Source organism: Cohnella rhizosphaerae (assembly GCF_029525575.1).
In the GTDB taxonomy this organism is placed as follows: Bacteria; Bacillota; Bacilli; order Paenibacillales; family Paenibacillaceae; genus Cohnella; species Cohnella rhizosphaerae.
This window is the reverse complement of record NZ_JAPDIA010000008.1, coordinates 1,612,885-1,639,883: the sequence shown is the minus strand read 5'-3', so window position 1 is coordinate 1,639,883 and position 26,999 is coordinate 1,612,885. Positions and strand designations below refer to the sequence as shown.

The window sequence follows — 26,999 nt, the reverse complement described above, 5'->3', positions numbered from 1 at the left end:
AACCACAAGCGCGAAGGAGAAAAGGCGATGGCAAAGCGATATGCGCCGGTAAGCGGCAAAATTAAAGGATTCATGCACGGGGCCGACTACAATCCGGACCAATGGCAGCACGACGAGCAAGTGCTGGAAGAGGACATTCGGCTTATGAAGCTGGCCGGCTGCAACGTGATGGCGGTCGGCATCTTCGCCTGGGCGGCGATCGAGCCGGAAGAGGGCCGGTTCGAATTCGGCTGGCTGGACCGCGTGCTGGAGCGGTTCGAGGCCAACGGCATCTATGCCTGGCTCGCGACGCCGAGCGGCGCCCGTCCGGCATGGATGTCCGAGCGCTATCCGGAGGTGCTGCGCGTCGGCGCCCAGCGCATGCGCAACCTGCACGGACTTCGGCACAACCATTGCTACAGCTCTCCCGTCTACCGGGAGAAGACGGCGATCATGAACGGCAAGCTGGCGGAGCGGTACGCCACCCATCCGGCGGTCGTCGGCTGGCATATCTCCAACGAGTACGGCGGCGATTGCCACTGCGATTATTGCCAGGAAGCGTTTCGCGATTGGCTGCGGGCCGAATACGGCACGCTTGACGCGCTGAACGCCGCCTGGTGGACGTCTTTCTGGGCGCATACGTATACGAGCTGGTCGCAGGTCGAGTCGCCGTCGCCGCGCGGCGAAAATATGGTCCACGGTCAAAATCTCGACTGGAAGCGCTTCGTCACCGCGCGGACCGTCGACTTCTGCAAGCACGAGATCGCGGCGGTGCGTCCGTACAATCCGGAGCTGCCCGTTACGACCAACCTGATGGAGGGCTACGAAGGGCTCGACTACCGCAAGTTCGCCGACATCCTCGACGTCGTATCCTGGGACGCTTATCCGAAGTGGCACGGCGCGCGGGACGACATCGAAGTCGCGGCTTGGTTCGCGTACAATCACGATCTGTACCGCTCGCTTAAGGACAAGCCTTTCCTGCTCATGGAGAGCACGCCGAGCATGACCAACTGGCAGCCGATCAGCAAGCTGAAGAAGCCCGGCATGCACAAGCTGGCTTCCCTGCAGGCCGTCGCACACGGCTCCGATTCGGTGCAATACTTCCAGTGGCGCAAAAGCCGGGGCTCGAGCGAAAAGCTGCACGGCGCGGTCGTCGACCATGCCGGTCACGAGCATACGCGCGTTTTCTCCGACGTGGCGGAGCTGGGCGAGACGCTGAAGCGCATCGCGGGCGCGGCGGGTACCGCCGTGAACGCGCGAGCCGCGCTTCTGACCGATTGGGACAACCGGTGGGCGGTCAAAGACTCGCAGGGCCCGCGCAATGCCGGCGTTCATTACGAGGATACGTTGATGGAGCACTACCGGGCGCTGTGGTCGCTCGGCATCCAGGTCGACATCATCGGCTCCGAGGAGGATCGGGATCTGTCCCGCTACGATCTGATCGCGGCGCCGATGATGTACCTGTGCCGCGCCGCAACGGGCGAACGTCTGGAGCGCTTCGTCGCGGGCGGCGGCACGCTCGTCGCCACCTATTGGAGCGGCGTCGTCGACGAGCACGACCTGTGCCATCTCGGCGGATTCCCCGGGCCGCTGCGCAGGACGCTCGGCATCTGGGCGGAGGAGATCGACGCGCTGTACGACGACGAGCGCAACGCGCTCGTGCCTGTGCCCGGCAACGCGCTCGGTCTCGCGCAGACGTACGAGTCGCGCGAGCTGTGCGAGCTCGTGCACCTGGAGGGCGCGACGGCGCTGGCGACGTACCGCGACGACTTCTACGCCGGACGCCCGGCGCTTACGGTCAACGCGCTCGGCCGGGGCCGCGCCTATTATCTGGCGACGCGGGCGGACGCCGCGCTTCTTGACGAGCTGTACGCCAAGCTTGCGAGCGCGTTGGCGCTGCCTAGAGCGCTCGCGGCGGATCTGCCGCGCGGGGTGACGGCGCATGTCCGCACAGACGGCGAATCCGATTACGTGTTCGTGCAAAATTACAGCGGCGAGTCCCGAAGCGTCAAGCTGGACGGACGGGCCTACCTGGACGCAGAGACCGGAGAATCGGTGACTGGCGACGCGCTGAGCCTGGCGCAAAACGGCGTGCGCGTGCTGATCCGGAAGTCCGAATAAGAGAAGAGCCGCGATCGCTTCCCGATTATCGGGGAGCGGTCGCGGCTCTTCTTTGCGAACGGATAGGGTCCTCGGCCGTTCTAACGATATCCCCTTCGAACAGGCAGCGCCCGGTCTGCTTAGCGGAAACGCCGGTTAACCCGTTCGCCGTCCATCGGCATCGTTTCGCGTTCGGTCGGGGCATGGCCGTATATATTGCGATAAGCCCGAAAGAAGGAAGAATAATGGCCGAAGCCCGCGCTCAAAGAAGCGGCGCTCGCGGTCTCGCCTTGCATCATAAGCTGCCTGGCGAGCGCGACGCGTTTATGGATGACGTAGTTGCCCACGGTCGTACCCGTCGCTTTGCGGAATATTTTGTTCAAATGGTGCTTGCTGACGAAGAAAAGGGCGGACAGTTCGTCGAGGGACACGTCCTCGGCGATATGGGCGTTCAGGTAGCCGATGATTCGTTCGACGGTCTGCCTCGGCCGCTCCTCCCCTTCCGCGCGGTGGATCGTCCGGCGCATATGGAGCAGCTGCGACAGCAGCGCGCCGAGCCGGATCCGCAGCGATAAGTCCCGGAGGTCGTCGCTCATCCCGGCGCAGGCGACGAGCTGCTCGACGTAGTTCCTGAGGCCGAACCGGTCGGCATCGGTAAAATAAATGTCCTCGGGGCCGGCGGCGTCGTGGAACGGCGACAGCAGCAAGTCGCGTTCTTCGGGCCGCAAAATGGCAGCCTCGAAGTGGACCGCGAACCGCTCGTAGGGACGGTCGCTCTCCACCTTGGCGCCGTGAAAAACATTGGGAGAAATCAACAGCAGACTGTTCGGCTTGCGGCACATAGTTGACGCCTTCGACGAGGTAGCTCGCCTCCCCTTCGACAAAGTAATAGAGCTCGTAATGGGGATGGCAATGCAGCGCGTAAGCGTCGGTTTTGCGTCTGTCCAGGCCGTGATGGAAATGCATAAATTGCGTGTGCAGCTGCGTTAAATTTCCCATGTTGCGCTCCGTCCTTTTCGAAAGGGATTCCAAAACCGCTATATTCGCAATCTCAGTCGTGCTTTTCACAATAGCTGCCGGGCATCGATTCACTATACTTAAAGGTAGCACAAATCCGGCGGGAATGACGAGGAGGAAGTCGAAACCATGAAGTTGGGCGCGCAGCTCTACACCGTAAGATCCTATCTCCAGACGGAGGCCGACATTCGCAGATCGCTTGAGCGGATTGCGAAAATCGGGTATACGTCGATCCAGGTGTCGGCGATGGGCAGCATCGCTCCGGAGACGTTGAGAAGCGTTTGCGACGAACTCGGCCTGACGATCGCGCTGACGCATGTAAGCGCTGACCGTCTGCTGAACGACACCGAGGCGCTCATTCGGGAGCACGATATTCTGGGTTGCAAATATATCGGTCTCGGCGCGCTCGCGGAAAAATACCGGACGGCGGAGTGGTACGAATACTTTGCCCGGGACTTCCGCGAGGCCGCGGCCGCGATCGCCGACGCCGGCAAGCTGTTCATGTATCACAATCACAACTTCGAATGGCAAAAGATCGGCTGCAAGCGGCTGATCGAGCGGCTGGTCGAAGACTTCTCGCCGCAGGAAATGGGCATCACGCTCGATACGTATTGGGTGCAAGCCGCCGGCGCCGATGTCTGCGAGTGGATCGCTAAGCTCGCCGACCGCATCCATTGCGTCCATCTCAAGGACATGGACGTGCGCGGCATGGAGCCCGTCATGGCGCCGGTCATGGCCGGCAACATGAATTTTCCCGCCATCCTTGAAGCGATCGAAAAGGCGGGCACGACCGAATATTTGCTGGTCGAGCAGGATACGTGCGAGGGCAGTCCGTTCGATTGCCTGGACACCAGCTACCGCAACCTCGCGGCACACGGCTATCGCTGACGGACTATACCGGATAAGGGAGCGTTCAAGATGAAGCAACTGAAGCTCGGCATCATCGGCATGGGGAACATGGGATCCTCGCATGCGAAAAAAATAGCGGCGGGCGACGTGCCCGAAGTGCGGCTGACCGCGGTGGCCGAACGCGAACCGGATCGGCTCGCCCGGACCAAGGCGTACCTGCCGGCGCACACGGCGCTGTTCGATACCCCGGAGGCGCTGATGGATAGCGGACTATGCGACGCCGTACTGATCGCGACGCCGCACTACGAGCATCCGTCGCTCGCGATCAAGGCGTTCGAACGCGGCCTGCACGTGCTGTGCGAAAAGCCGGCGGGCGTATACGCCAAGCAGGTGCGGGAGATGAACGAGCGGGCTGCGTCGAGCGGCGTCGTGTTCGCGATGATGTTCAACCAGCGGACGAACCCCGTTTACCGCAAAATGCACGAATTGGTAAACGGCGGCGAACTCGGCGCGATCAAACGCGTCAACTGGATCATTACGGACTGGTACCGGACGCAGGTGTATTACGATTCGGGGAGCTGGCGGGCGACCTGGGCCGGCGAAGGAGGCGGGGTGCTGCTCAACCAGTGTCCGCACAACCTGGATCTGCTGCAGTGGATTTGCGGCATGCCGAGCCGCGTGCGCGCCTTCTGCCATAACGGCAAATGGCACGATATCGAGGTGGAGGACGACGTGACCGCCTATCTCGAATTCGATAACGGCGCGACCGGCGTATTCGTGACGAGCACGGCGGATTGCCCGGGGACGAACCGGCTCGAGATTACGCTCGAATGGGGCAAGCTCGTCTGCGAGCACGACAAGCTTACGCTCTACAAGCTCGACCGCAACGAGCGCGAGTTCTGCTTCGACAAAAATGTCGGCGGCTTTGAACGGCCGTCCTGGGCGGCGCACGAGATTGAGACGGAAGGGGAAGACCCTAAGCATCTCGGCGTCATTGCCGCCTTTGCGGGCCGCATCCTCAACGGCACGCCGCTCACGGCGGAAGGTGCGGAGGGCATTCGCAGCCTCGAGCTGTCCAACGCGATGCATCTGTCCAGCTGGCTCGAGCGCACGGTCGACATGCCGCCGGACGAGGAGCTGTTCCTCGCGGAGCTGAACAAGCGCGCGGCCGCATCGCGGCATAAGACGGGGACCGGCGCGGTCTTCAGAACGGAAGGGAGCTACGGGGCATGAGCGAGACGCAAAAGAGCGACGGCATGAATTATGCGCCGAAGGGAAAGCCGAGCCCCGTCGTCTCGCCGGGCGAATTCGCGTTCGCGGCGATGGCGCTCGATCACGGCCACATTTACGGCATGGCGAACGGACTGACGGAGGCCGGCGCGACGCTGAAGTGGGTATACGACCGCGATCCCGAAAGGGCCGAAAGCTTCGCGAAGGCGTTCCCCGGCGTCCGGATCGCGGCGAGCGAATCCGACATTTTGGACGATCCCGAGATCCGGCTCGTCGCTGCGGCGGCGGTGCCTTCCGAGCGTTGCGCGCTGGGCCTTCGCGTCATGGACGCCGGCAAGGACTACTTCACGGACAAGACACCGTTCACGACGCTCGAGCAGCTGGCGTCCGCCCGGCAAAAGGCGGCCGAAACCGGCCGCAAGTACATGGTCTATTACAGCGAACGCATCCACTCGGAAGCGGGCGTCTACGCGGGACAGCTCGTGCGGGAAGGCGCGATCGGACGCGTCGTCCAGGTCATCGGCCTCGGTCCGCATCGGCTGAACGCGCCGACCCGGCCGGAATGGTTTTTCCAAAAGGAAAAGTACGGCGGTATCCTCTGCGACATCGGCAGCCATCAGATCGAGCAGTTTTTGCACTATACCGGCTGCGCCGACGCGAAGGTGCTGCAGAGCAAGGTGTCGAATTACGCGAATCCGGCATACCCGGAGCTGGAGGATTTCGGCGACGCGACGCTCGTCGGGGATAACGGGGCCACGCAGTATTTCCGCGTCGACTGGCTGACGCCGGACGGACTCGGCACCTGGGGAGACGGCCGGACGACGATTCTCGGCACCGAGGGCTACATCGAGCTGCGCAAATACGTCGACGTCGCGCGCGACCGGTCAGGCGACCATGTGTACCTGGTCAACCGGGAAGGCGAATATCACGAAGCGGTGGGGGGAAAAGTCGGTTTTCCGTTTTTCGGCGAGCTGATCCTCGATTGCATCCATCGTACCGAACGGGCCATGACGCAGGCGCACGCCTTCAAGGCGGCGGAGCTCTGTCTGCTCGCTCAGCATCAGGCGATTCGCGTTTAATAAACCGAAGAAGCGGTCCGCCCCCCTCGCAGGGGGGGCGGACCGCTTTTCGATTTGGGCTGTCTTTGTCAGACGACCCAGAAGCCCTTCGGCAAGCAGCCCGTGCGGCCGATCAATCTAATCTGCCAAGGCTTCAGACAGTAGCTGGAGATAATCAGCGAGCCCGGTCCGCGTCCGTCGAACAAGGCTTGCAGGTCCGGGATGTTCGTCGTTCCGCGGTAAACGCGGATGCGCCCCTTGAAGTTCGCGCGGCTGAAGAGCACAAGCGTCGCTTCCCGGCTCGGAGAATAAAAGCGAAGGCTGCCGAGATGGCTGTACATGCGTTTCAGATCGCGAAGCGCCCGATTGCCGCGCCATACATACCGGCAACCCTCGTAGTTTTTACGGCTGTATAGCGTCAGCTTCGGGAAAATCCGAGACTGCGTTGCGAGCATGAACGTTACACCTCCTTCCATCCCTTTACAATATGACGGAACCGGACAGGCCGACTGGGGATAAGCGAGACGCCGAAAGTCTATTTTCGAAGAAGGAGGCTTGACAGCCGACAGTAAATCAAACTAATATTACCTGCAAACACGGAATATAAGGAGGGAAATGAATTGAATATCGAAAACATCGAAGCGTTCGTGCACGTCCTTCACTACGGCAGCTTTAACAAAGCGGCGGAAGCGCTTTTTCTGTCCCAGCCTTCCGTCACGGCGCGGATCCAATCGCTCGAGCGCGAGCTCGATTGCCAGCTGTTCGACCGCGTCGGCAAGCAGGTGCTGCTGACGAACAAAGGCAAGCTGTTCAGACCCTACGCCGAGCAGCTGCTCGATACGTACCGCAAAGGGAAGCAGCAGGTGCGTCAGACGCAAGCAGCCAAGGAAGAGGTGCGGATCGGCTGTACCGTCTCAGCCGCCCAATATTTGCTGCCGCTCGTTCTTCCCGCATTCAGGAGGCGCCACCCTTCACTCCGGCTGAAGCTGACGACGGCGACGTCAGAAGAGATCGGCGCACGCGTGCTGGCCAAGGAGCTCGACATCGGTTTTGTTCGCAAATTTAATCATCCCGGCCTGCATTCCGTCCTCCTCTATGAGGATCCGATCCGGCTGTACGTCCACAGCGCGCATGCGCTCGCGACCAACCCGCAGCCTCGGATCGAGGATCTGTCGCGGGAGCCGCTCCTTTTTTTCGAATGCGGCGCGCTCGACTGGCTCCGCATCCATCGCGTGTTCGAGAGTCAGGGCCTGCTGCCCAATCTCATCCTGCAGACGGACAACGCCGAGACGGCCAAGCGGCTGCTGCTTCGGCAGGAAGGCGTCTGCTTCCTGCCGGGCATGAGCGTCCGCCGCGAAGAAAGCGAAGGAACGCTAGTCCCGATCGATTTTCCGGAGACGGCGGGCATCGGCCTTATGACGAGTCTCATCAACGGGCAAGGGGAAAACGAAGCGTTCGCGCGCTCGCTGAAGGAGATCGCGGGACAGGCGCTATCGAGCTCGGACCCGGCATATCGGATTGTGTGATTTAACCATAGAACTTATCTATTAGAAACCGTATTGACGCGCTTCAAGCAAGCGTGTAGATTATTGAACATATAATCCTTACTAAACGAGTAAGAATTATAAACTATTAACGAACGGACGAATCGACCTGACATCCGGAGATCGTCGTAGCTTACGGCAGAACACGAGAAAAGGGTGGAGGATTCGATATGAAAAACAGATTTTGGACGGGCGCGGCAAGTCTGGTATTGACGGCAACGGTAGCGGTGACGGCGGGCTGCGGCAATAAAAACGACAACGGCGCATCGGCGACTTCGAAAGCATCGGCGTCCGCTTCGGCCCCGGCGCCCGCTTCGTCTTCCGCAAGCGCGGCGCCGGACGGCGAAGTCAAGAAGATCGTCGTCGGCACGGGTACGCAGTTCCCGAAGGTGGCGTTTCTGGACGACAAAGGGAAGCTGACCGGCTTCGACGTCGAACTCGTAAAAAAAGATCGACGAACGTCTGCCCGGCTATGAATTCGAGCTTCAGACGATGGACTTCAGCAATCTGCTGTTGAGCCTAGAAACGAAAAAAAATCGACTTCGTCGCCCACGAAATGGAAAAAAAATCCGGAGCGCGAACAAAAATACCTGTTCAACAAAGAGGCTTACGCGCACTGGCGCAACAAGATCATCGTGGCCAAGAACAACGATTCGATCAAATCCCTGGACGATCTTGTCGGTAAAAAAGGTGCTTACGGGCGCGACCAGCGCCGAAGCGCAAATCCTCGAAAATTATAACCGCGACCACGACAAGAAGATCAATATCGTCTATCAGAGCGGCGCGGCGAACGATACCGTCAGCCAAGTGGCGACAGGCCGCGTAGACGCGATTATAGGCGCCGACTTCACGCTCTCCCTCATCGATCCCGAAGGCAAGCTGAAGGCGGTCGGAGACGATCTCAGCGAAGCCGACATCCTGTTCGTCTTCCGCAAAAACGAACCGGCGTCGCAGCAGCTCGCCGACGACATCGACGGCGCGATCAAGGAACTCAAGGCGGACGGCACGCTCGGCAGTCTCAGCAAAGAATGGCTGGGTCAGGACTTTACGGCCAATCTCTCCAAGTAGCGTATGAAAGGGTGAAAGCCGATGGGAACATCCGTCGATGTCTCCTACGTATTCGAGTATTTTGTCCGGCTGCTGCCTTCCGTGGGGATCACGCTGAAAATCGTGGTTCTCTCGCTCCTGATCGGTTCGGCGGTCGGCATGCTCGTCGCCCTTCCCCGGCTTTACCGGATCCCCGTGCTGCAGCGGCTGTCGCAGGTTTACGTCTCCTTTTTTCGAGGCACGCCGCTGCTGATCCAGCTTTTCCTGATCTATTACGGCCTGCCCGAGCTGCTCAAGCTGGCCGCGGTAGACGTTTCCCGGACGCCGGTGCTCGTCTTCGTCGTTACCGCTTATGCCCTCCATAGCGGGGCTTTCATCTCGGAAGCGATCCGGGCGGCCGTGGGCGCCGTGGATCGCGGTCAGGTCGAGGCCGGCTACGCGGTCGGCATGACCGGCTTCCAAGCATTCCGGCGCGTCGTGCTGCCGCAGGCGATATCCGTGGGAATGCCCGTGTTCGGCAATCTCGTCATCGCGAATCTGAAGGACACGTCGCTTGCATTTTCGCTCGGCATCATGGAGCTGACGGGCAAGGCGCAGACGCTGCCGACGATGTCCCAGCGCTTTTTCGAATCGTATCTGGCGCTGGCGCTGCTGTACTTCATCCTGAGCTTTGTCCTGGAAAAGCTGTTGTACCGCCTGGAGCGGCGACTGCTCCGGCATGAAGCGCCGAACGGCGCAGCTGCGTCCGGAATGCGCCGCCGCCGCGTCAAAGGCAGCGATGCCGCCGGCAGGCTGAATCTCGCCGAAGAGGGGGCGCTTCGATGAAGCTCGATCCGGCGTTTATCTGGGAAGCCTTCGTCAAGCTGCTCGCCGCGATCCCGACGACGCTTGAGATCACCGCCGTGTCGGTCGGCTTCGGCTTTCTTATCGGCGTCGTTACCGCGCTGGCCCGCATTTACCGGGTGCCCGTCCTCCGGGAGATCTCCTCCGCGTACGTCACGTTCATTCGCGGCACGCCGATGCTGACGCATCTGCTGATGGTCATGTTCGGCTTGCCCATCGCCATCGACGCGCTATCCGGCGCGCTCGGACTCTCCTTCAGCTCCGTCCAAGTGCCGATGATCGGATTCGCTTATGTCGCTTTTTCGCTCACGGCCGGCGCTTACATGTCGGAGGTCGTGCGCTCGGGACTGCTCGCCGTGAACCGCGGCCAGCTCGAAGCCGCCTATACGATCGGCATGACGACCTGGCAGGCGTTGCGCCGGATCGTGTTTCCGCAGGCGTTCGCCGCCGCTTTGCCCAACCTGTCGAATTCGTTGATCGGGATGCTGCACGGCTCGACGCTCGCGTTTACCGCTTCGGTCGTCGAGATCAACGCCAAGGCGCAGATCGTCGCGTCGACCAACTGGAAGTTTTTCGAATCTTATATCGCGGCCGCGTTGATTTTCTGGGGGCTTACGATCGTCATCGAACGGTTGACGGCGCTGCTCGAGAAGCGGGTCGCCCGCTATGACAGAGGAGGGGGTCGCATGATTGCGTTAAAGGAGATCCGCAAGTCGTTCGGCCGTCACGAGGTGCTGAAGGGCATCGATCTGAAGGTCGAAAAGGGCGAGGTCGTCGCTATCCTTGGTCCGAGCGGCTCCGGCAAGACGACGCTGCTGCGCTGCATCAACTACCTGGAGCGTCCGGGAGGCGGACGCATCGAGATCGGCGACGTCGCGGTCGATTGCGGCCACCCGTCCAAAAAAAGACATTCACCGTCTTCGGGGCCGTTCGGCCATGGTGTTTCAGCAATATCATCTATTCCGCCACAAGACGGCGCTGCAGAACGTCATGGAAGGACTCGTCGTCGTGCAAGGCGTGCCGAAGGATGAGGCAAGGAAGCGTAGCGCGGAGCTGCTGGAGAAGGTCGGCCTCGGCGCCAAGCTGGACGCCTATCCGAGCCAGCTGTCCGGCGGCCAACAGCAGCGGGTCGGCATCGCCCGGGCGCTCGCGCTTAATCCGGACGTCATCCTGTTCGACGAGCCGACGTCCGCGCTCGATCCCGAGCTGGTCGGCGAGGTGCTCGCCGTCATCCGGAAGATCGCCCGGGAGGGCATCACGATGATCATCGTCACGCACGAGATGGCGTTCGCGCAGGAGGTGGCGAGCCGCATCGTGTTCATGGACGACGGCGCCGTCATCGAAGAGAGCCCGGCGTCCGAATTTTTCAGATCGCCGCGGGAGGAGCGCACGAGACAATTTTTGCGCCGTATGACGCCCGAGGCCGTGTATAACATTTAACGCGAACGGAGCTGGGACCTATGGCCTTATCCCTTGGCATTTTGGACCAAAGCATTGTTTTCCCCGGACGCACGCCGTCCGAAGCGCTTCAAGGCACGATCCGGCTGGCGCAGCTCGCCGAGGCGCTCGGCTACGACCGGTTCTGGGTCGCCGAGCATCACGATTCGCCCACGGTGGCGGGCTCGTCGCCGGAAGTGCTGATCTCCCACCTGCTCGCCCGCACCTCGCGCATCCGCGTCGGCTCCGGCGGCGTCATGCTGCAGCATTACAGCCCGTACAAGGTCGCCGAGAACTTCAACGTGCTCGCGACGCTCGCTCCGGGCCGGGTAGAGCTGGGCATCGGCCGAGCGCCGGGCGGCCTCCCGCGGTCGACGCGCGCGCTGCAAGGCGAAGTCGGGCAAACCGCGGACCTGGAGAGCAAGCTCGGCGAGCTCGATCAATACCTGATCGGACCTGCGGGCGAAGCCCATCCGCTCGCCGGGGTCCAGGCGACCCCGCTCCCGGAAGCGCCGGCCGCGATCCATCTGCTCGGCACGAGCGTCGCGAGCGCCGAGCTGGCGGCTAAGCGCGGTTATCCGTACGCGTTCGCGCTATTTATCAACAACGATCCGGCCACGGCCGCTCTTGCCTTCGAGACGTACCGCGCGAACTTCGATTACGGCACGGGCCGCCGGCCCAGGGCCATTCTCGCCTTGTCGGTCATCGCTTCCGACACGGAAGCCGAAGCGGCTGAGCTGGCCGGCGAATTCAAGAACGTGCGCGTCACGCTGGCGAGCGGCAAGACCGTCAACGTCGGCACCCTCGAGCAGGCCGAGGAGTTCGCCCGGCAGGCCGGCGAGACGTTCACCGCGGAGGTGCGCGACGCGGACATCACCCGCGGCACGAAGGAGCAGGTGCGCGAGCGCCTGCTGGAGCTGGCCGGGACGTACGGCGTGAACGAGCTGCTGTTCACGACGATCTTGGCGGACTTCGAGAAGCGCGAGCGCTCGATTCGATTGATCAAGGAAGCGTTCGAGGAACTGCCGGTCGGCGTCGACTGAGCGCGGGAGGCAAATGCGCTAACGCCTATCGCACTTATGCAAGATCGCAGGAGCGAAGGAGGGACATGAGATGAGCCTAAAAGAAGAGGAACCGCTCGCACGGCGGTTGATCGATATCCGGCGCCATTTGCACGCCAATCCGGAGCTGTCCGGCGAAGAATACGAGACGACCGCGGCGATTCGCGAATGGCTTGGGCAGGAAGGCGTCCGGATTGCGGATTATCCGCTCAAGACCGGTCTCGTCGCCGAGATCGGCGGCTCGCGGGGCGGTCCGGTCGTCGCGCTGCGCGCGGAGATCGATGCGCTGCCGATCCGCGAGGAGACGGGACTGTCCTTCGCCTCGCGGCGGCCGGGCGTCATGCATGCCTGCGGCCATGATTTTCATACGGCGGCGTTAATCGGCGCGGCCGCGCTGCTGAAGCGGCGGGAAGCCGAACTGCCGGGCACGGTGCGGCTGCTGTTCCAGCCGGCCGAGGAAAAGGCGAAGGGCTCCGCGCAGGTGATTGAAAGCGGCGCGTTGGCCGGCGTCGCCGCGGTGTTCGGCCTGCACAACAAGCCGGACCTGCCCGTCGGGACGATCGGCATCCGGTCCGGCCCGATCATGGCGGCCGCGGACGGCTTCGCGGTCGAGGTCGACGGAAAGGGGACGCATGCCGCGGTGCCGGAGGCCGGGCTTGATCCGCTCATTACGGCCGCGCACATGCTGACGGCGCTGCAGAGCATCGTCAGCCGCAACGTCAGCTCGCTCGACAGCGCGGTCGTCAGCGTCACCCGGCTCAGCGCAGGCACATCCTGGAACGTCATACCGGAAAAAGCGATCTTCGACGGGACGATCCGTACCTTCGACGAAGGCGTCCGCGCCGAGGTGCAAAGGCGCTTCGAGCTGGTGGTGGACGGCGTGGCGGCCGCCTTCGGCACGACCGCCCGTACGCGCTGGATCGGCGGCCCCCCGCCGGTCGTCAACGATGCCCGGTGGGCGCGATCGGCGGCCAAGGCGGCCGAGCGGGCGGGACTTTCGGTCGTTGAGCCCAAGCCATCGCCTGCGGGCGAGGACTTCGCGCTGTATCTGAAGGAAGCGCCCGGGGCGTTCGTCTTCCTCGGCACGAACGGTCCGCGAGAGTGGCATCATCCTGCCTTCGACGTCGACGAGTCCGCGCTCCCGCTTGCCGCCGGCTATCTGGCATCCGTGGCGGTCGAGGCACTTACGGAGCTGTCGGAGCAGTCGAAGCAGTCTGAGCTGTCGGCCAAAATGACAGCAGAAAGAACGGCCGGCCCCGCGCCGGATATCGCGCCTGCCGAAGCGGGTGCGCGCGCATGAGCGGCGCGAGCTTATACGACGTCATCGTCGTCGGCGCCGGTTCGATCGGGATGAGCGCAGGCTATCATCTGGCCGCCCGCGGACTGCGCACGCTCCTGATCGACGCGTTCGATCCGCCGCATACGGGCGGGAGCCATCATGGAGAGCCCAGGCTGATTCGACACGTTTATGATGGCGGCGCGCATTACGTCAGGCTTGCGCTTCGGGCCGACGCGCTTTGGCGGGAGCTGGAGGACCGGACGGGCGAAAAGCTGCTCGAGCGGTCGGGCGTCCTGAACGTGAGCGATCCGGACGTGCATTCGTTCGACGGCAGGTTCGCCTACGCCGCTCAAGAAGGCGTACGTTACGAAACGTTGGACGCGAAGGAGATCTCGCGGCGGTGGTCGGGATGGACGGTGCCTGATCACTTCAGCGGCTTATACGAGCCTGATGCGGGATATTTGTTCAGCGAACGCTGCGTCGCCGCGTATCGGCGAGAAGCGCTAGCGGCGGGAGCGGAGCTGCTCACGGATACGGCAGTCCTCGGCATCGAGGCGCGTAAGGGCGGACTTGCGGTGAAGACGAGCCGCGGCGAATTCGCGGCCGGCAAGGTCATCGTCAGCGCCGGCGCCTGGTTCAAATCGCTGGAGCCTAGCGTGAAGCTGCCGATTCGGGCGGTCCGCAAGGTCGTCGGCTGGTTCGAGGCCGACGAACGTCTCTACGGCGCGGGTCATCTGCCTGGCTTCACGTTCGGCGGCCCGTCGGGCGGGTACTACGGGTTCCCCAGCATCGGCGGCGCGGGGGTCAAGATCGGCCGGCACGACGGCGGCCGTCCCTGGCAGCCCGGCGAGCGCTTCGAGCCCTTCGGCGCTTATCCGGAGGACGAAGCCGACCTGCGGGCGGCGCTTCGCGAATTTCTTCCCGGCGCCGAAGGCCGCCTGCTCCACGGCGCGGCATGCAAATACGAGCTGTCCCCCGACGATCAGTTCATCATCGACGCGCATCCGGAGCTCCCTGGCGTGCTGCTCGCGGGAGGCTTCTCGGGTCACGGCTTCAAGTTCGCCAGCGCGATCGGCGAGGCGCTCTCCGAGTGGACCCAATCCGGCATTCCCCCCGCAAGACCTTTTGCCGTTCTCGCTCTCCCGTTTCCCGTCGGCTACCGCAGCTTCAACCCCATAAGGAGGTCGTTTTGAATGAGCAATCATAACGCCGATATCGAAGCGTTTACGGGCACTTACGACGGGCTGACGGACGCCGTTCGCGGGATGGACGTCGCCGCGCTGACCTGGAAGCCAGGTCCGGGCAAATGGAGCGCGACCGAAGTGCTTGTGCATCTTGCCGATCACCTGATCGTCGTGTCGTTCCGCATTCGCGAGATTTTGTCCGGCTCGCAGGCGCGATTGCCCGCGTTCAGCCAAGATACGTGGGTGGAAGGCCAGTACGGAAACGAGGCGGAGGCCGCCGACGTGCTGGAGGGTTTCCGCGCGCTGGTCGCGTACAATGCTCGCCTGCTGCGCCGGCTGTCGTCCGCGGATTGGGAAAAGGAGGCGATTAACGCCAAGGGCGACCGTGTGACGCTCGCCGACGTCGTGCGCGGCTTCGCGGCGCATGCGAAGCATCATCTGGGCCAGATCGACCGGATCAAAGCGGCCGAATCGGCGGCAAACGGTCGCCGGCCGACGGCTTCCGCGCGAGAGGGGATCTGACCGATGGCGCAATCGCACATCTTGATCCGGGACGCCGAGGACCGGGACCGCGAAGCGATCCGGGAGGTGCTGCTCGCGGCATACGGCCAATACGAGGGAACGATGCCCGAGGAACGTTGGATCGAATACAAAAACAATATCGCCGCTTCGGTCGACGCGCCCGGACCGTTCGCCCGTCTGGTGGCCGAATGGGAAGGCAGGCTCGTCGGAAGCGCGGCGCTATTCGACTCCTCGATCGTCGCCTACGGTCGTGATCTCGGCATCGAATCTCCGATCGTCCGCCTGATCGCCGTGAGCCCCGAAGCCCGCGGCCAAGGCGTCGCCACCGCGCTGCTCCGCGAATCCGCGATTCGCGCCAAGGCGCACGGCGGCGACACGCTGCATTTGCATACCTCCGATCTCATGGCATCCGCCGTTCGCCTCTACGAGCGCCTCGGATTCGAGCGCGCCTTCGACAAAGACATTTACAACGGCGACATCCTCGTCAAGAGCTACCGGCTCCATCTGAACGACGCCGCGCTGCTCAAGATCTGAACGAACCCCCCAATTAAAGGAGGCAACACAATGAGCGCACGCAAAAAGCTGAAGTTCGGCGCCCTCGTCCACGGCGTCGGCGGCAACATCTCGGCCTGGAGACATCCGCAAATCCCGTCCGACGCGAGCGTCAGCCTTCCGTTCTACGTGCAGGCCGCGCAAAAGGCGGAAGAAGGCCTGTTCGATCTCGTTTTTATCGCAGACGGTCTCTATATCAACGAAAAGTCGATTCCGCATTTTCTGAACCGCTTCGAGCCGATCACCATTTTGTCCGCGCTCGCGGCCGTCACGAAAAAGATCGGACTTGTCGGCACGCTGTCTTCCTCGTACAGCGAGCCTTTTACGGTAGCGCGCCAGTTCGGCTCGCTCGACCAAATCAGCGGCGGACGCGCAGGCTGGAACGTCGTCACTTCCCCCGCTCGAAGGCTCCGCCCGCAACTACGGTAAGACGGAACATCCGAGCCACGACGAGCGCTACCAAATCGCCGAGGAGTACCTGGCCGTGACGAAGGGACTATGGGATTCGTGGGAGGACGACGCCTTTGTGCGCGACAAGGCTTCCGGCGTGTTTTTCGATCCTTCTAAAATGCACAAGCTGAACCATAAGGGCAAGTACTTCTCCGTCGAGGGGCCGCTTAACGTCGGCCGCTCCAGGCAGGGGCAGCCGGTTATCTTCCAGGCAGGCTCCTCGGAGAGCGGCAAAAACCTGGCGGCGAAGGAAGCCGACGCGGTCTTCACCGGCCAGGAAAATCTGCAGGAGGCGAAGGCGTTTTACAAGGACGTCAAAGACCGGGCGGTCGCCTTCGGCCGTTCGCGCGACGATATCGTGATCCTGCCCGGCATCGGGCCGATTATCGGACGCACGCAGGAGGAGGCGGAGCGCAAGTACGAAGAGATCGCGAATCTCGTCTCGATCGACAAAGCGCTCGACTACCTCGGCCGGTTTTTCGAGCACCACGACTTCGCCCAATATCCGCTCGACGAGCCGTTCCCGGACATCGGCGACCTCGGCAGCAACAGCTTCCGCAGCGGCACGGACAAGATCAAGAAGGACGCGCGCGAGCAAGGGCTGACGCTGCGCCAGGTGGCGCTTCGCGCTGCGACGCCTCGCGGCCAGTTCATCGGCACGCCGGAGCGGATCGCGGACCAGATCCAGCAGTGGCACGAGGAAGAGGCCGCCGACGGCTTCATCATCCACTCGACATTACCGAGCGGCTTGAACGACTTTGTCGAGCTGGTGGTGCCCATCCTGCAAGAGCGCGGCATCTACCGCACGGAATACGAGGCCGACACGCTTCGCGGCAATTTGGGCGTGCAGATTCCGGCGAACCGGTATACATTGGCGAAGGCGTCTGTAGAGGCGTAACGAGATATAAAGTAGGATGAAACGACACGAGAGATCGTGCTGCTTCGTCCTTTTTTCGTTTTGCATCGATTGCATACCATACGGCGATGATCGGCGGGAAGGTAAGCGGGCTGGTGTAAATGAAAATAGCGGGTAGCAGTTAAGGACAGGGCAGGCTGCGCAGAGGGGACAGCGGGCAAGGTACAGCGCTGATCGGACTCAGGGGACGCTATTTTGTATAAAACGGTTCAAATGAGGATCGTTTCGGACCGGAGGGACGTTATGAATCCGGATCATGACTAAAAGTGACTGACAATCTCGCAATAACGGCGCCTGGGTCCGCAAGTAGGCCGCAAATGGCGATAGGAACAAAAATAACGGCAGCTCAGTCCGATCGCTTAGCGCTAGCGCGAAAAAAGGTCGCGGGCGGCTATTTTACGCGTCGTCGGCTAAAAGCGAAGCGCGGAACCCGCGCCCGTGCAACTAGCGATCCCCGCGATCCGGCAGACGGATTAAAATCGAGGGAGCCCTTCATAGATGTTTCCGATCGATGCCGCTTGCTTGTTATAATAGAGGCAATGAGGGTAAGGGAAGTGAACGGGATGATTCGCAACGCGTTCCTGTCGCTGCGCAAACTGGGCATCGATTTGCAAACGATCAAAACGGCGTTGGCTTGCGGGTTGTCGTGGGTGCTGGCCGAAGCCGTCATGCCGCATTCCTATCCGTACTTCGCGCCGATCGCCGCCATACTGACGCTGCAGGTGACGGTGGCCGACTCCATCCAGAAGGGGCTGTACCGCATCGTCGGCATCGTCGTCGGCATCGGGATCAGCCTGCTGGCCGGCCAGTGGCTGAGCGTTAACGCATGGACGGTAGCCTTGGTCGTGCTGGCGGGGCTCGCGATAGCGAACGGGATGCGCCTGAACGCCCAGATCGGCGCGCAGATCGGCGTGTCGGCGCTGCTCGTGCTGGCCTTCGGCAACGCGAACGGCTACGCCGCCTACCGGATCCTGGAGACGCTGCTCGGCTCGGCGGTCGCCGTCGCCGTTAATATCGCGCTCGTGCCGCGCGATACGACGCGCGAGGCGCTGTACGCGGCATCGGGCCTCGGCAAGCGGATTGCGGCCGTGCTCCGCGATTATGACGAGGCGGTCCGCGGGAATCGGCGCCTCGCGCAGGTGCTCGAGGAGGCGCGCGGACTGCTGCTTCTTATCCAGCGGGGCAACGAAGCGACGGCGCTCGCCCGGCAGAGCCTGAAGTTCGTGCCGCTCGGACGCAAGCGCCGCGAGCGCGTGGCGCGCGTCTCTGCGGCGATGGAACGGCTGGAGCATCTGTCCGTGCAGGCGCGGGGAATCGCGCGAAGTCTGATCGAGCTGGACGAAGCCGCGATGCGGGCGCCGGGGCTCGTCCCGGCGCTCCTGGCGACGGCGGAATGCGTGGACCGGTTCGCGGACACGGTGACAGATCCTTCGCCCCAAGCGTACGATAGACTGCGGGAGGCGACCGAAGGCGCGCGCGGCGTTCAGCTCGAGAGCTTCGGACGGAGCATGGCCGGCGCGGATCCGGATCGACTCAAGCTGATCGGCAGCGTCTATGCGGATCTTGGGCGCATGCTGACGGAAGTGGTTAGGACGGAGGAAAGTGGGAACGCTTGACGAATTTAACTGTAATCATTATAATAACAGTATAGCCGGAGCCGATACGCAAAAGCGTGATGCAGCGTTCGGCTTGAAGGCTCATAACTAAGAACAGGCGGTGATTTGCATGCGATTTGAAATGGGAGAATGGGTGGCCGGCAGGACCAGTCAAGGTGAACTGATACAAGGCTTCGTCAATTCGATTCTGTCGATGCAAGGCGCCGCAGGCATATACGTCACCGCATCGGATCGCGTCGAAGCGATCGGCACGGAGATCGCGGTGCCTGTCGGCTCGCTGCGGTCGCTGCCGCAGGCGACGAAGTTCAACGAGGAGCAGCTTCGCAACCTGATCGACGTGTCGCTCGCGATTCGCGATACGGCATGGTTCGGCGAGCTGACGGGCGAGCTCGCGAGCTTGCAGTCGGCTGCTGGAGAACGCAGATTCTCCGAAACGGACGTTCCGGTCGCATGGCGCAACCGGCTCGGCCTGATCGCGCAAGAGTAAGCGCGCGATGCGCGCGTTATTGGAACAGCCCCCCCCTGATCGTCCGAGAGGACGTCGTGGGGGGCTGTTGTCATGCCGTCGGTCGACTGACGGAGCTCCGCCTCTTATACGCCGATGCTTGCGATCAAATTGCGCAGCTTGTCCGCCGAACGGTGGAGCAGCTCGCGCTCGAAGCCGGATATTTTGATATCGATGATCTCGCGCACGCCCTGGCGATCGACGACGCAGGGCACGCCGAGGAATACGTCCGATACCCCGTGATAATCGCGAAGGAGCGTGGAAACGTTCAGCACCGCGCCTTCGTCGCGCAGGATCGCGGTACAGATCCGGTCGAGCGCCAGCGCGATCGCATAATAGGTCGCCCCCCTTGGCGCTGATGATCTGGTAGGCGGCGTCGCGCGTGTTCGCGAATACCTCTTCTTTGTCCGCGTCGCTCAAAGACAGCTCGGCGCCGGCCACGTTGGCAAGGCTCCAGAGCGGCAGCTCGGAGTCGCCATGCTCGCCGACGATGTGGCCGTGCACGCTGCGCGGATCGATCTTGAGCTTTTCGCCGATCAGGTAGCGGAAGCGCGCGCTGTCCAGCAGCGTCCCCGAGCCGATGATCCGCTCGACGGGCCAGCCCGACTTTTTCCACGTAATATAGCTCATAATGTCGACCGGATTCGAGGCGATGAGCAGGATGCCTGTCGTATTGTGCTTCAGCACCTCTCCGACGATGCTGTCGATGATGACGGCGTTGCGCTTCAGGAGGTCGACCCGCGATTCTCCCTCGCGCTGCGCGGCGCCGGCCGTGATGACGATGATGTCCGCGTCCTTGCAGTCCTCGTAGCCGCCCGCCCACAGATCGCCGCCGCCGAGGAAGGGCATGCCGTGGTTCATGTCGAGCGCGTCGCCGACGGCTTTCTTGTGATTGGCGTCGATGAGCACCAGTTCGTCCACCCGGTTGCGCAGCATGAGCGTGTAGGCGGTCGTAGAGCCGACGGCTCCCGCGCCGATGACGACGATTCTCGATTTTTTCATCCGAATCCTCTCCTTGTATCGCGTTTAATGTTCGTCTTGCGACGGATCGTCCATGAACGGCTTATTGACATAATAATACATGTACGCCATGAGCGCGCCGCCTCCGATCAGATTGCCGAGCGTGACCGGAATCAGGTTGTGGAGGACGCCGCCTAGCGAGATCGTGCCCGGGTGGTGCAGCACGAGCGCGATGGCGAACGTGCACATGTTGGCGATGCTATGCTCGTAGCCCGAGATGAAGAAGCAGAACACGAACAGCATCATCGCGAACATTTTGGCGCCGTTCTCCTTCATCGACATCGGGACGAAAAAAGCGAGGCAGACGAGCCAGTTGCACAGGATGCCCCGGAAGAACAGTTCGACGGCCGGCGTATTCATTTTTTTGTCCACGACGCTGAGGAGGAAGCCGTTGACGCTCGCGTCCTTGAACAGGGCGGTGGCGAAAATCATGAACGCGAACAGGCAGGCGCCGATGATGTTGCCGGCATAGCTCCAGCACCACAGCTTGATCGTGTCGGACCAGCGGATTTTTTTGCGGAGAGCCGAGTAGGAGTAGTAAAACGTGTTGCCGGTAAACAGGTCGCCGCCCCCCGTAGACGATCAGAATGATCGCCGCCCCGAACGTAATCGCCGCCATCGGGTACGTCAGCGGAGAGTGCTCCAGGTAAAAATAGTTGCCGGTCTTGAAGGCGACGATGACGCCGAAGCCGATGAACATGCTGGCGAGCGCCGACCGTGCGAGATAGCGGAGCTTGCTTTGCTTGAAAATTTTCATCTTTTTTTCGGCCAGCTGTTCGACCTGGCGCAGAGATTCCGTTTCCATTCGTTCACCTCGCTTTATGCCTTTCCATACATAACCAGTGCCTGAAACGATTATGCCACGGCATCGGCGCCCGGTCCATGATTTCTTGCCCGATTCGACAGACCGCCGTAGCGCTAAATGCGAGCGAGGACGGCGGGATTGTCGGATGGCGCATGGGCGAGCGAGGCAAAATGTGGTAAACTGATTAGCGTCTAAAAACAATCGATGGAGGTGCGCTTCACATGATGAACGATACGCTGCACGACGCGCTGAACGAGCAGCTTAACTTTGAACTGCATTCCGCGCACGTCTACCTGGCGATGGCCGGCTACTGCTCCGCGGAGAGCCTGGACGGCTTCGCGAACTTTTTCGTCATCCAGGCCGAAGAGGAGCGCTTCCACGCGTCCAAGATCTATAAGTATTTGAACGACCGCGGCAAAAAGGTGAAGCTGAAGGGCATCCCAGATCCGCAAAACGACTACGGTTCCATCCTCGAAGTATTCGAGCATGCCTACGAGCACGAGCAGGAAGTCACGCGCCGCATCTATCATCTGTCCGATCTCGCGCTGAACGATCGCGAGCATGCCACCATTCAGTTCCTGAAGTGGTTCATCGACGAGCAGGTGGAAGAAGAGGCATTGTTCGACAGCATCATCTCCAAGCTGAAGCGCATCGCCGACGACAGCAACGCCTTTTTCATGATGGACGCCGAGTTCGCGAAGCGTTCCTTCACGCCGGCCGCCGAATAATCGGGCCGGTCGGAACAGGGTAAAGCGATAGAAACGGAGACCTCGGGAGCGCTTGCTGCCGAGGTCGTTTTTTTTATGAATGCCGTCGTTGCCGCAAGTTAGCGAGTTAGACGTCCTGCGCGATTTGACGCCGGAGCGTAAACACGCACAGCTCGGGCACGCTGCCGAGCCGAACCCGGAGGCGCGTCGTGCCGATGCCCCGGTTGACGTACAGCAGGTAAGGCTTGCGCGGCCGCCTCCCGCCTGCGACGACGTGCAGGCCGGACAAATATCGCTTGCCGAGCTGCGTGCGGACGAGCGCGCCGACGAACGGCAGCTTGACTTGACCGCCGTGGCTGTGGCCGGACAGCTGCAAATCGATCGGATAGCGGACAAGAAAAGACGCGACGTCGGGCTCGTGGACGAGCAGCAGGTTAAACCCGTCCGGACGAAGCTTCGCAAGCGTGCGAGTCGGATCCGGCTTGCCGAGCACATAGTCGTCGAGCCCCGTTACCGACAGCTGCTCGCCGCTTTGCAGCCGTATTTTTTTCGTTTCGTTCAACAGCAATTCGAAGCCCGCATGCGCCAGCGTCGGGTTCGTGCTGCGCCTGTTCCGCTCGTAGCCGAAGTCATGGTTCCCGTAGACGGCGAACTTGCCGAGCGGCGCCTCGATGCGCGACAGCAAGTGCGACAGGTCCCGGTCCCGCTCCGGATTGCGCTTTCTGGCATCGAACAGATCGCCCGTGAACGCGACGATATCGGGTTTTTCCGCGGCGATGACCGAGATCAGCCGTTCGAGCCGCTTCACGGAAAAATCCGGTCCGATATGCGTATCGCTGAACTGGACGAGCTTGATGCCGTCGAAGCCCGCCGGAAGCCAAGCGGACGCGATCTCGCGTCGGGTCAAGGCGAGCCTGAACGGTTCGACGAAAAAAACGTAGATGACGCCTGCCAAGAAGAAGGCAATCAGCGCAGCCGCTACGCCGATCAACCATACCCAATCCGTGTAAGCCATCGCGTTTCCTCCTTCTCCCATTTTCTAAATGTATCAAAAAAAAGGACCGGCAAACAAAATAGCGGCCGAAATCGGGTAAGACTAGGAGAAACGCGATTCCACGGATAGGGGAGGCGACCTCGCATGAAAAAAGCGATAGCAAACGGCGCGGCAAGACGTACGCCCGGACCGGCGGAACGATCCGGACCCCCCGGATCCGGCGGAGCGGACGGGACAGCGCAAGCTGATGGTCAGCGCAGGTCTGAGCTGGCTGTTCGACGCCATGGACGTCGGACTGATCTCGTTCGTGGCGGCCGCGCTGGCCGCCGATTGGGATCTCGGCAAGCAGCAGCTTGGATTTTTGGCCGCGATCGGCTCGGTCGGGATGGCGGTCGGCGCAGCCGTGGCCGGTTCGATGGCGGACCGGTACGGCAGACGCGCCGTGCTGCTGGCGACGCTGCTCGTGTTCAGCGTCGCCAGCGGCTTGTCGGCGTTGGCCGCCGGCTTCGCGGTGCTCTGCCTGCTGAGGTTCGCGGCAGGCTTCGGGCTCGGCGGGGAGCTGCCCGTGGCGTCGACGCTTGTATCCGAGTCGGTGCGGGCGGAGGATCGTGGCCGCGCCGTCGTGCTGCTCGAGAGCTTCTGGGCGGTCGGCTGGATCGCCGCCGCGCTCATCGGCTACTTCGTCATTCCGGACTACGGCTGGCGCGCCGCATTTGTTATCGGCGCGCTGCCTTGCCTGTACGCGATTTATTTGCGCCGCGCCGTACAGGACCCGCCGAGGTTCAAGGCGCAGCGGCGATCCCGCGAGCGGATCAAGCTTCGCGACCGGTTCGCGTTGCTGTGGGCCCCGCGTTACCGGACGTCGACCATCGCCCTGTGGGTGCTTTGGTTCACGGTCGTCTTCTCCTATTACGGCATGTTCCTGTGGCTGCCGCAGGTGATGGTGCTCAAGGGCTTCAGCCTGGTCAAAAGCTTCGAATACGTCTTGTTCATGACGCTCGCCCAACTGCCCGGCTATTTCAGCGCGGCATGGCTTATCGAGAAGCTGGGACGCAAGCGCGTACTGACGATATATTTGATCGGAACGGCGATCTGCGCGTGGTGGTTCGGCTGGGCGACGAGCGACGCCATGCTCATGACCGCCGGCGCATGCCTGTCGTTCTTTAATCTAGGCGCCTGGGGGGGCGATGTATGCCTATACGCCCGAGCTGTATCCGACGCGCATCCGGTCGACCGGCGCGGGCATGGCCGCTTCGTTCGGCCGCATCGGCGGCGTGATCGGCCCTTATCTCGTCGGTTATTTGCTGGAACGGGGGGACGGGCATCACCGGCGTCTTCCTGATCTTCTGCGCCGCGATCGTCGTCGGGGTCGTCGTGCTCCTCGCATGGGGCAGGGAGACGCGCGGCGTCGATCCGGACGATGCGGACGCATCGTCCGGTCCGGCCGCCGGCGCCGTATAATGCGGAGATCGAAATGCGCCCCTCGCGGCCGTGGCTGTCCTTCGCCGACGCATTAGGCTATAATGAAGCATCCTTAAATGAATCGCGCAAGCGGAGGTAGATGGAAGTGTCTGGATTGCTTAACGGTCAAAACGTCGTCGTCATGGGAATCGCCAACGAACGGAGCATCGGCTGGGGCATCGCCAAGTCGCTGCACGCGCAGGGCGCGCGCCTGATTTTCACGTACCGCAAGGAGAGATCGTACGAAAAGCTCGCGAAGCTGCTTGCCGAGAGCGGCATCGAACCGCTGCTTACGGTTCAATGCGACGTGTCCGACGACGCGTCGATCGAGGCGGCGTTCGGGAGGATCGGCGCCGAAGCGGGCGTCGTCCACGGCGTCGTGCACTCGCTCGCGTTTGCGGACAAGGACGAGCTGGGCGGCGAGTACGTCGATACGTCGCGCGAGGGCTACCTGCTCGCGCAGGAATCGAGCGCGTTTTCCCTCGTCGCCGTGGCGAAGGCCGCCAAGCCTCTGATGACGGAGGGCGGCAGCATCGTTACCCAGACGTATCTGGGCGCCGAACGCGTCATGCGCAATTACAACGTCATGGGCGTCGCCAAGGCCGCGCTCGAGGCGAGCGTCCGCTATTTGGCCGAGGATCTGGGCAAGTACGGCATCCGCGTCAACGCGGTGTCCGCCGGTCCGATTCGCACGCTTGCCGCCAAGGGCGTCTCGGGCTTCAACGACATCCTGAATACGGTCGAGGAAAAGGCGCCGCTGCGCCGCAACGTCGACCAGTCGGAAGTGGGAGACGCCACGATGTTCCTGATCAGCGGACTGTCGCGCGGCATCACGGGCGAAGTGCTTCACGTGGATGCCGGCTTCCATATTATCGCCGGGTAAGTATCGGGCCGTTCTCTCGCCGTTCGCGTGGAGAACGGCTCGATTTATAAGGCCATCCTTGCTATTTTTGCGCTGATGCGCGGCAGCAACAAATTCGTTGACGAAACAGCGATAAACGTATATAGTTGTCATGACAACTATTTGAGGTGATCTTATGGCCAGGGAAGGTTTGGAAGGTTCGCTCGGCTTCACGACGGGTCTCGTCTACCGGCGCATGTCCAATCGGCTGATGCAGCGGCTCAGAGCTTACGATATCACGCCCGAACAATGGTCGGTGCTTTTCTACGCTTCGCAGTCCGCCGGGCTGATCCAGCGCGAGCTTGGCGAGCGGGCCGGCAAGGACAAGCCGACGACGACGCGTATCGTCGATCATCTCGTCCGCAAGGGCTGGGTCGTCAGACGGCAGGACCATGCGGACAGAAGGGCGATCTATATCAAGGCGACGGACGCCGGACGTCAGTTGATCGAAGAGACGAAGCCGATCGAAGAGGCGGTGCTCGCCGAAGTGACCTCCTGCCTGACGGACGAGGAGCATGAGACGCTGCTCGTATTGCTGCACCGACTGGGCAAGCATTTGGACCGGTTAAACGACTAACGAACACTTGCGTGCATGCGGCAGTCGCCAGGCGCTCGTCCAAGACCATGCAACGAAGGAGTTAACGCACCATGAACGAGATCGAAAAAACCGCCCCGCTATGGACGAAGGCATTTGTCGGCCTGACGCTGGGCTTCTTTTTTATTGTTTCTCAATTTGCAAATGTTATTGTCCTCGCTTCCGGTTTATGTGAAAGGAGAGCTGGGCGGCGGAGATTTGACCGTCAGCCTCGTGACGGCGACGTTCGCGCTGGCCGCGATCGCGAGCCGCTTCGCGACGGCGGCGCTCATGCCGAGGATGGGCCGCGCCGCATTGCTTTACGCAGGGCTCGCGCTTGCCGTGATCATGACGTTTCTGTGCGCTTACGCATACACGGTCGGTTCCCTGATCGTCTTTCGCGTGCTGTACGGCGTCGGGTTCGGCACGGCGAGCACGATCGTGCCTACGCTCGTGGCGCGGATCATCCCGCAGGACCGTATCGGCGAAGGCATCGGCTATTTCGGGCTGTCCACGAGTCTTGCGATGTCGTTCGGACCGATGATCGGCATGAATTTGATGAAAGGACTCGGATTTCCCGCTCTGACGCTGTCGGGCGCCGCGGCGGCGGCCTTGTCCGCGGGCGTCCTCGTGCTGTCCGGGGCCGTTCGCGGCGAAAAAAGAAATCGCCGGCAGACGGTAACGGGCCCGGGCAGCCGCTAAATTCGATACCGCGGCCGGAAAGCGTCCGGCGTCCGCCGGTTCGGCTGCGGCCGCGTCCAGCAACGGAATCGCGCCGCTATTTTTTCCGGCGCTATTGAATATGCTGCTGTCCGTTACGTACAGCGGCCTGCTCAGCTTCATCGCTTTGTTCGGGGAGAGCGTCCATATCGCGCAGGTCGGATTGTTTTTCCTGTTTAACGCCATCACCGTTATCCTCGTTCGGCCGATCGCGGGACGCATCTTCGACCGCAGGGGACATGCGGCCGTCTTGATTCCGGCCGCCGCCTGCGTGCTGGCCAGCATGCTCGTGCTGTCGGGCGCGACCGGCATGCCGCAGCTCGTCGCCGCGGCGCTGCTGTACGGGCTCGGCTTCGGCGCGATCCAGCCGACGCTGCAGGCCTGGATGCTGCGCAGCACGCCGCGGGAACGGCATGGCTTCGCCAATAGCATGTTCTACAATTCGACCGACCTCGGCGTCGCGCTGGGGGCGGTTCTGCTCGGCGCGATCGCCGCCCATACGGGATATAGCCGTATGTACGTATACTCCGCGCTGATCATGGCCGGCTTTCTTGGGCTGTACATCGTCATGCGGTTCGTCGGGTCCGCAAGGACGCCGAAGGCCGGCACCGGGGCGTCCGACTGAACG

Annotated in this window: 21 protein-coding genes and 7 pseudogenes; 23 read left to right on the top strand and 5 right to left on the bottom strand. The window is 62.1% G+C overall.

Features of this window, described 5'->3' with window-relative positions:
- Positions 1-27 precede the first annotated feature (27 nt).
- The gene (locus OMP40_RS31360; protein ID WP_277537124.1) at positions 28-2,100 is read left to right on the top strand and encodes a beta-galactosidase; all 2,073 of its coding nucleotides are present in this window, start codon (positions 28-30) and stop codon (positions 2,098-2,100) included.
- A 119-nt stretch (positions 2,101-2,219) separates the two neighbouring features.
- Here the strand turns inward: OMP40_RS31360 and OMP40_RS31355 are convergent, their stop codons facing one another.
- Positions 2,220-2,921 carry a helix-turn-helix domain-containing protein gene (locus OMP40_RS31355; protein WP_277537123.1) on the bottom strand — a complete coding sequence of 234 codons (702 nt, stop codon included), beginning with the start codon at positions 2,919-2,921 and terminating at the stop codon, positions 2,220-2,222.
- A gap of 304 nt (positions 2,922-3,225) precedes the next feature.
- On the opposite strand from OMP40_RS31355, the gene OMP40_RS31350 reads away from it, so the two are divergent.
- The 3 genes from OMP40_RS31350 to OMP40_RS31340 are packed head-to-tail and all read left to right on the top strand — an operon-like array spanning position 3,226 to position 6,254.
- A complete protein-coding gene (locus OMP40_RS31350) occupies positions 3,226-3,984 on the top strand; it encodes a sugar phosphate isomerase/epimerase family protein (protein ID WP_277537122.1) in 759 nt (252 codons plus the stop codon).
- A gap of 30 nt (positions 3,985-4,014) precedes the next feature.
- Complete coding sequence (locus OMP40_RS31345) at positions 4,015-5,178, top strand: Gfo/Idh/MocA family protein (protein ID WP_277537120.1); 1,164 nt, start codon at positions 4,015-4,017, stop codon at positions 5,176-5,178.
- Positions 5,175-6,254: a Gfo/Idh/MocA family protein gene (locus tag OMP40_RS31340; RefSeq protein ID WP_277537119.1), complete on the top strand. Its 1,080-nt coding sequence runs from the start codon at positions 5,175-5,177 to the stop codon at positions 6,252-6,254. Before OMP40_RS31345 ends, OMP40_RS31340 begins: the two co-directional genes overlap by 4 nt.
- Positions 6,255-6,322: 68 nt before the next feature.
- Here OMP40_RS31340 and OMP40_RS31335 read toward each other — a convergent pair whose 3' ends face one another.
- On the bottom strand, positions 6,323-6,688 hold the full coding sequence (locus OMP40_RS31335) for a hypothetical protein (protein WP_277537117.1): 366 nt from the start codon (positions 6,686-6,688) through the stop codon (positions 6,323-6,325).
- A gap of 165 nt (positions 6,689-6,853) precedes the next feature.
- On the opposite strand from OMP40_RS31335, the gene OMP40_RS31330 reads away from it, so the two are divergent.
- From OMP40_RS31330 to OMP40_RS31270, 13 genes and pseudogenes are all read left to right on the top strand, one after another.
- Positions 6,854-7,759: a LysR family transcriptional regulator gene (locus tag OMP40_RS31330; RefSeq protein ID WP_277537116.1), complete on the top strand. Its 906-nt coding sequence runs from the start codon at positions 6,854-6,856 to the stop codon at positions 7,757-7,759.
- Between the two features lie 188 nt (positions 7,760-7,947).
- Positions 7,948-8,845 (top strand): annotated as a pseudogene (locus OMP40_RS42545) (transporter substrate-binding domain-containing protein).
- A 21-nt stretch (positions 8,846-8,866) separates the two neighbouring features.
- Positions 8,867-9,649, top strand: a complete 783-nt coding sequence (locus OMP40_RS31320; protein ID WP_277537114.1) for an amino acid ABC transporter permease — start codon at positions 8,867-8,869, stop codon at positions 9,647-9,649.
- Positions 9,646-10,347, top strand: a pseudogene (locus OMP40_RS31315) (amino acid ABC transporter permease); the annotation flags it as partial. The gene OMP40_RS31320 and the pseudogene OMP40_RS31315, both read left to right, overlap by 4 nt.
- 6 nt (positions 10,348-10,353) lie before the next feature.
- Positions 10,354-11,107 (top strand): annotated as a pseudogene (locus tag OMP40_RS31310) (amino acid ABC transporter ATP-binding protein).
- 20 nt (positions 11,108-11,127) lie between these two features.
- Positions 11,128-12,147, top strand: a complete 1,020-nt coding sequence (locus OMP40_RS31305) for an LLM class flavin-dependent oxidoreductase (RefSeq protein WP_277537112.1) — start codon at positions 11,128-11,130, stop codon at positions 12,145-12,147.
- Positions 12,148-12,217: 70 nt separating this feature from the next.
- The gene (locus tag OMP40_RS31300; protein ID WP_277537111.1) at positions 12,218-13,465 is read left to right on the top strand and encodes an amidohydrolase; all 1,248 of its coding nucleotides are present in this window, start codon (positions 12,218-12,220) and stop codon (positions 13,463-13,465) included.
- Complete coding sequence (gene solA, locus OMP40_RS31295) at positions 13,462-14,637, top strand: N-methyl-L-tryptophan oxidase (RefSeq protein WP_338131287.1); 1,176 nt, start codon at positions 13,462-13,464, stop codon at positions 14,635-14,637. The genes OMP40_RS31300 and solA overlap by 4 nt, the downstream gene beginning before the upstream one ends.
- A complete protein-coding gene (locus OMP40_RS31290) occupies positions 14,638-15,150 on the top strand; it encodes a DinB family protein (RefSeq protein ID WP_277537110.1) in 513 nt (170 codons plus the stop codon).
- A gap of 3 nt (positions 15,151-15,153) precedes the next feature.
- Positions 15,154-15,684, top strand: a complete 531-nt coding sequence (locus tag OMP40_RS31285) for a GNAT family N-acetyltransferase (RefSeq protein ID WP_277537108.1) — start codon at positions 15,154-15,156, stop codon at positions 15,682-15,684.
- Positions 15,685-15,714: 30 nt separating this feature from the next.
- A pseudogene (locus tag OMP40_RS31280) lies at positions 15,715-17,050 on the top strand (LLM class flavin-dependent oxidoreductase).
- Positions 17,051-17,631: 581 nt separating this feature from the next.
- The gene (locus OMP40_RS31275; protein WP_277537107.1) at positions 17,632-18,684 is read left to right on the top strand and encodes an FUSC family protein; all 1,053 of its coding nucleotides are present in this window, start codon (positions 17,632-17,634) and stop codon (positions 18,682-18,684) included.
- 109 nt (positions 18,685-18,793) lie between these two features.
- Positions 18,794-19,171, top strand: a complete 378-nt coding sequence (locus tag OMP40_RS31270) for an IDEAL domain-containing protein (RefSeq protein ID WP_277537106.1) — start codon at positions 18,794-18,796, stop codon at positions 19,169-19,171.
- A gap of 104 nt (positions 19,172-19,275) precedes the next feature.
- Here OMP40_RS31270 and OMP40_RS31265 read toward each other — a convergent pair.
- Together OMP40_RS31265 and OMP40_RS31260 are read right to left on the bottom strand one after the other, a co-directional pair.
- Positions 19,276-20,191, bottom strand: a pseudogene (locus tag OMP40_RS31265) (L-lactate dehydrogenase).
- 24 nt (positions 20,192-20,215) lie between these two features.
- Positions 20,216-21,014 (bottom strand): annotated as a pseudogene (locus tag OMP40_RS31260) (formate/nitrite transporter family protein).
- Positions 21,015-21,238: 224 nt separating this feature from the next.
- Between OMP40_RS31260 and OMP40_RS31255 the strand changes: the two are divergent.
- Positions 21,239-21,742, top strand: coding sequence for a ferritin (locus tag OMP40_RS31255; protein WP_277538150.1), 504 nt, complete (start codon positions 21,239-21,241; stop codon positions 21,740-21,742).
- 106 nt (positions 21,743-21,848) lie between these two features.
- On the opposite strand, the gene OMP40_RS31250 is transcribed toward OMP40_RS31255, so the two are convergent.
- Positions 21,849-22,736, bottom strand: coding sequence for a metallophosphoesterase (locus OMP40_RS31250; protein ID WP_277537105.1), 888 nt, complete (start codon positions 22,734-22,736; stop codon positions 21,849-21,851).
- A 226-nt stretch (positions 22,737-22,962) separates the two neighbouring features.
- Here OMP40_RS31250 and OMP40_RS31245 point away from each other — a divergent pair.
- From OMP40_RS31245 to OMP40_RS40700, 5 genes and pseudogenes are all read left to right on the top strand, one after another.
- A pseudogene (locus OMP40_RS31245) lies at positions 22,963-24,176 on the top strand (MFS transporter).
- A 106-nt stretch (positions 24,177-24,282) separates the two neighbouring features.
- Positions 24,283-25,059 (top strand): enoyl-ACP reductase FabI, encoded by a 777-nt coding sequence (fabI, locus tag OMP40_RS31240; RefSeq protein ID WP_277537104.1) that lies wholly within the window; start codon positions 24,283-24,285, stop codon positions 25,057-25,059.
- Positions 25,060-25,213: 154 nt separating this feature from the next.
- Positions 25,214-25,654, top strand: a complete 441-nt coding sequence (locus tag OMP40_RS31235; protein ID WP_277537103.1) for a MarR family winged helix-turn-helix transcriptional regulator — start codon at positions 25,214-25,216, stop codon at positions 25,652-25,654.
- Positions 25,655-25,816: 162 nt separating this feature from the next.
- A complete protein-coding gene (locus OMP40_RS40705; RefSeq protein WP_338131342.1) occupies positions 25,817-26,353 on the top strand; it encodes an MFS transporter in 537 nt (178 codons plus the stop codon).
- Positions 26,354-26,453: 100 nt separating this feature from the next.
- Positions 26,454-26,996: an MFS transporter gene (locus OMP40_RS40700; RefSeq protein WP_338131286.1), complete on the top strand. Its 543-nt coding sequence runs from the start codon at positions 26,454-26,456 to the stop codon at positions 26,994-26,996.
- Positions 26,997-26,999: the final 3 nt, after the last annotated feature.

What these genes read in the sequence shown, in the direction of transcription:
- OMP40_RS31360 (WP_277537124.1), top strand. Translation starts at nt 28, where the DNA reads ATGGCAAAGCGATATGCGCCGGTAAGCGGCAAAATTAAAGGATTCATG.
- OMP40_RS31355 (WP_277537123.1), bottom strand. Translation starts at nt 2,921, where the DNA reads ATGTGCCGCAAGCCGAACAGTCTGCTGTTGATTTCTCCCAATGTTTTT.
- OMP40_RS31350 (WP_277537122.1), top strand. Translation starts at nt 3,226, where the DNA reads ATGAAGTTGGGCGCGCAGCTCTACACCGTAAGATCCTATCTCCAGACG.
- OMP40_RS31345 (WP_277537120.1), top strand. Translation starts at nt 4,015, where the DNA reads ATGAAGCAACTGAAGCTCGGCATCATCGGCATGGGGAACATGGGATCC.
- OMP40_RS31340 (WP_277537119.1), top strand. Translation starts at nt 5,175, where the DNA reads ATGAGCGAGACGCAAAAGAGCGACGGCATGAATTATGCGCCGAAGGGA.
- OMP40_RS31335 (WP_277537117.1), bottom strand. Translation starts at nt 6,688, where the DNA reads ATGCTCGCAACGCAGTCTCGGATTTTCCCGAAGCTGACGCTATACAGC.
- OMP40_RS31320 (WP_277537114.1), top strand. Translation starts at nt 8,867, where the DNA reads ATGGGAACATCCGTCGATGTCTCCTACGTATTCGAGTATTTTGTCCGG.
- OMP40_RS31305 (WP_277537112.1), top strand. Translation starts at nt 11,128, where the DNA reads ATGGCCTTATCCCTTGGCATTTTGGACCAAAGCATTGTTTTCCCCGGA.
- OMP40_RS31300 (WP_277537111.1), top strand. Translation starts at nt 12,218, where the DNA reads ATGAGCCTAAAAGAAGAGGAACCGCTCGCACGGCGGTTGATCGATATC.
- solA (WP_338131287.1), top strand. Translation starts at nt 13,462, where the DNA reads ATGAGCGGCGCGAGCTTATACGACGTCATCGTCGTCGGCGCCGGTTCG.
- OMP40_RS31290 (WP_277537110.1), top strand. Translation starts at nt 14,638, where the DNA reads ATGAGCAATCATAACGCCGATATCGAAGCGTTTACGGGCACTTACGAC.
- OMP40_RS31285 (WP_277537108.1), top strand. Translation starts at nt 15,154, where the DNA reads ATGGCGCAATCGCACATCTTGATCCGGGACGCCGAGGACCGGGACCGC.
- OMP40_RS31275 (WP_277537107.1), top strand. Translation starts at nt 17,632, where the DNA reads ATGATTCGCAACGCGTTCCTGTCGCTGCGCAAACTGGGCATCGATTTG.
- OMP40_RS31270 (WP_277537106.1), top strand. Translation starts at nt 18,794, where the DNA reads ATGCGATTTGAAATGGGAGAATGGGTGGCCGGCAGGACCAGTCAAGGT.
- OMP40_RS31255 (WP_277538150.1), top strand. Translation starts at nt 21,239, where the DNA reads ATGAACGATACGCTGCACGACGCGCTGAACGAGCAGCTTAACTTTGAA.
- OMP40_RS31250 (WP_277537105.1), bottom strand. Translation starts at nt 22,736, where the DNA reads ATGGCTTACACGGATTGGGTATGGTTGATCGGCGTAGCGGCTGCGCTG.
- OMP40_RS31235 (WP_277537103.1), top strand. Translation starts at nt 25,214, where the DNA reads ATGGCCAGGGAAGGTTTGGAAGGTTCGCTCGGCTTCACGACGGGTCTC.
- OMP40_RS40705 (WP_338131342.1), top strand. Translation starts at nt 25,817, where the DNA reads ATGTTATTGTCCTCGCTTCCGGTTTATGTGAAAGGAGAGCTGGGCGGC.
- OMP40_RS40700 (WP_338131286.1), top strand. Translation starts at nt 26,454, where the DNA reads ATGCTGCTGTCCGTTACGTACAGCGGCCTGCTCAGCTTCATCGCTTTG.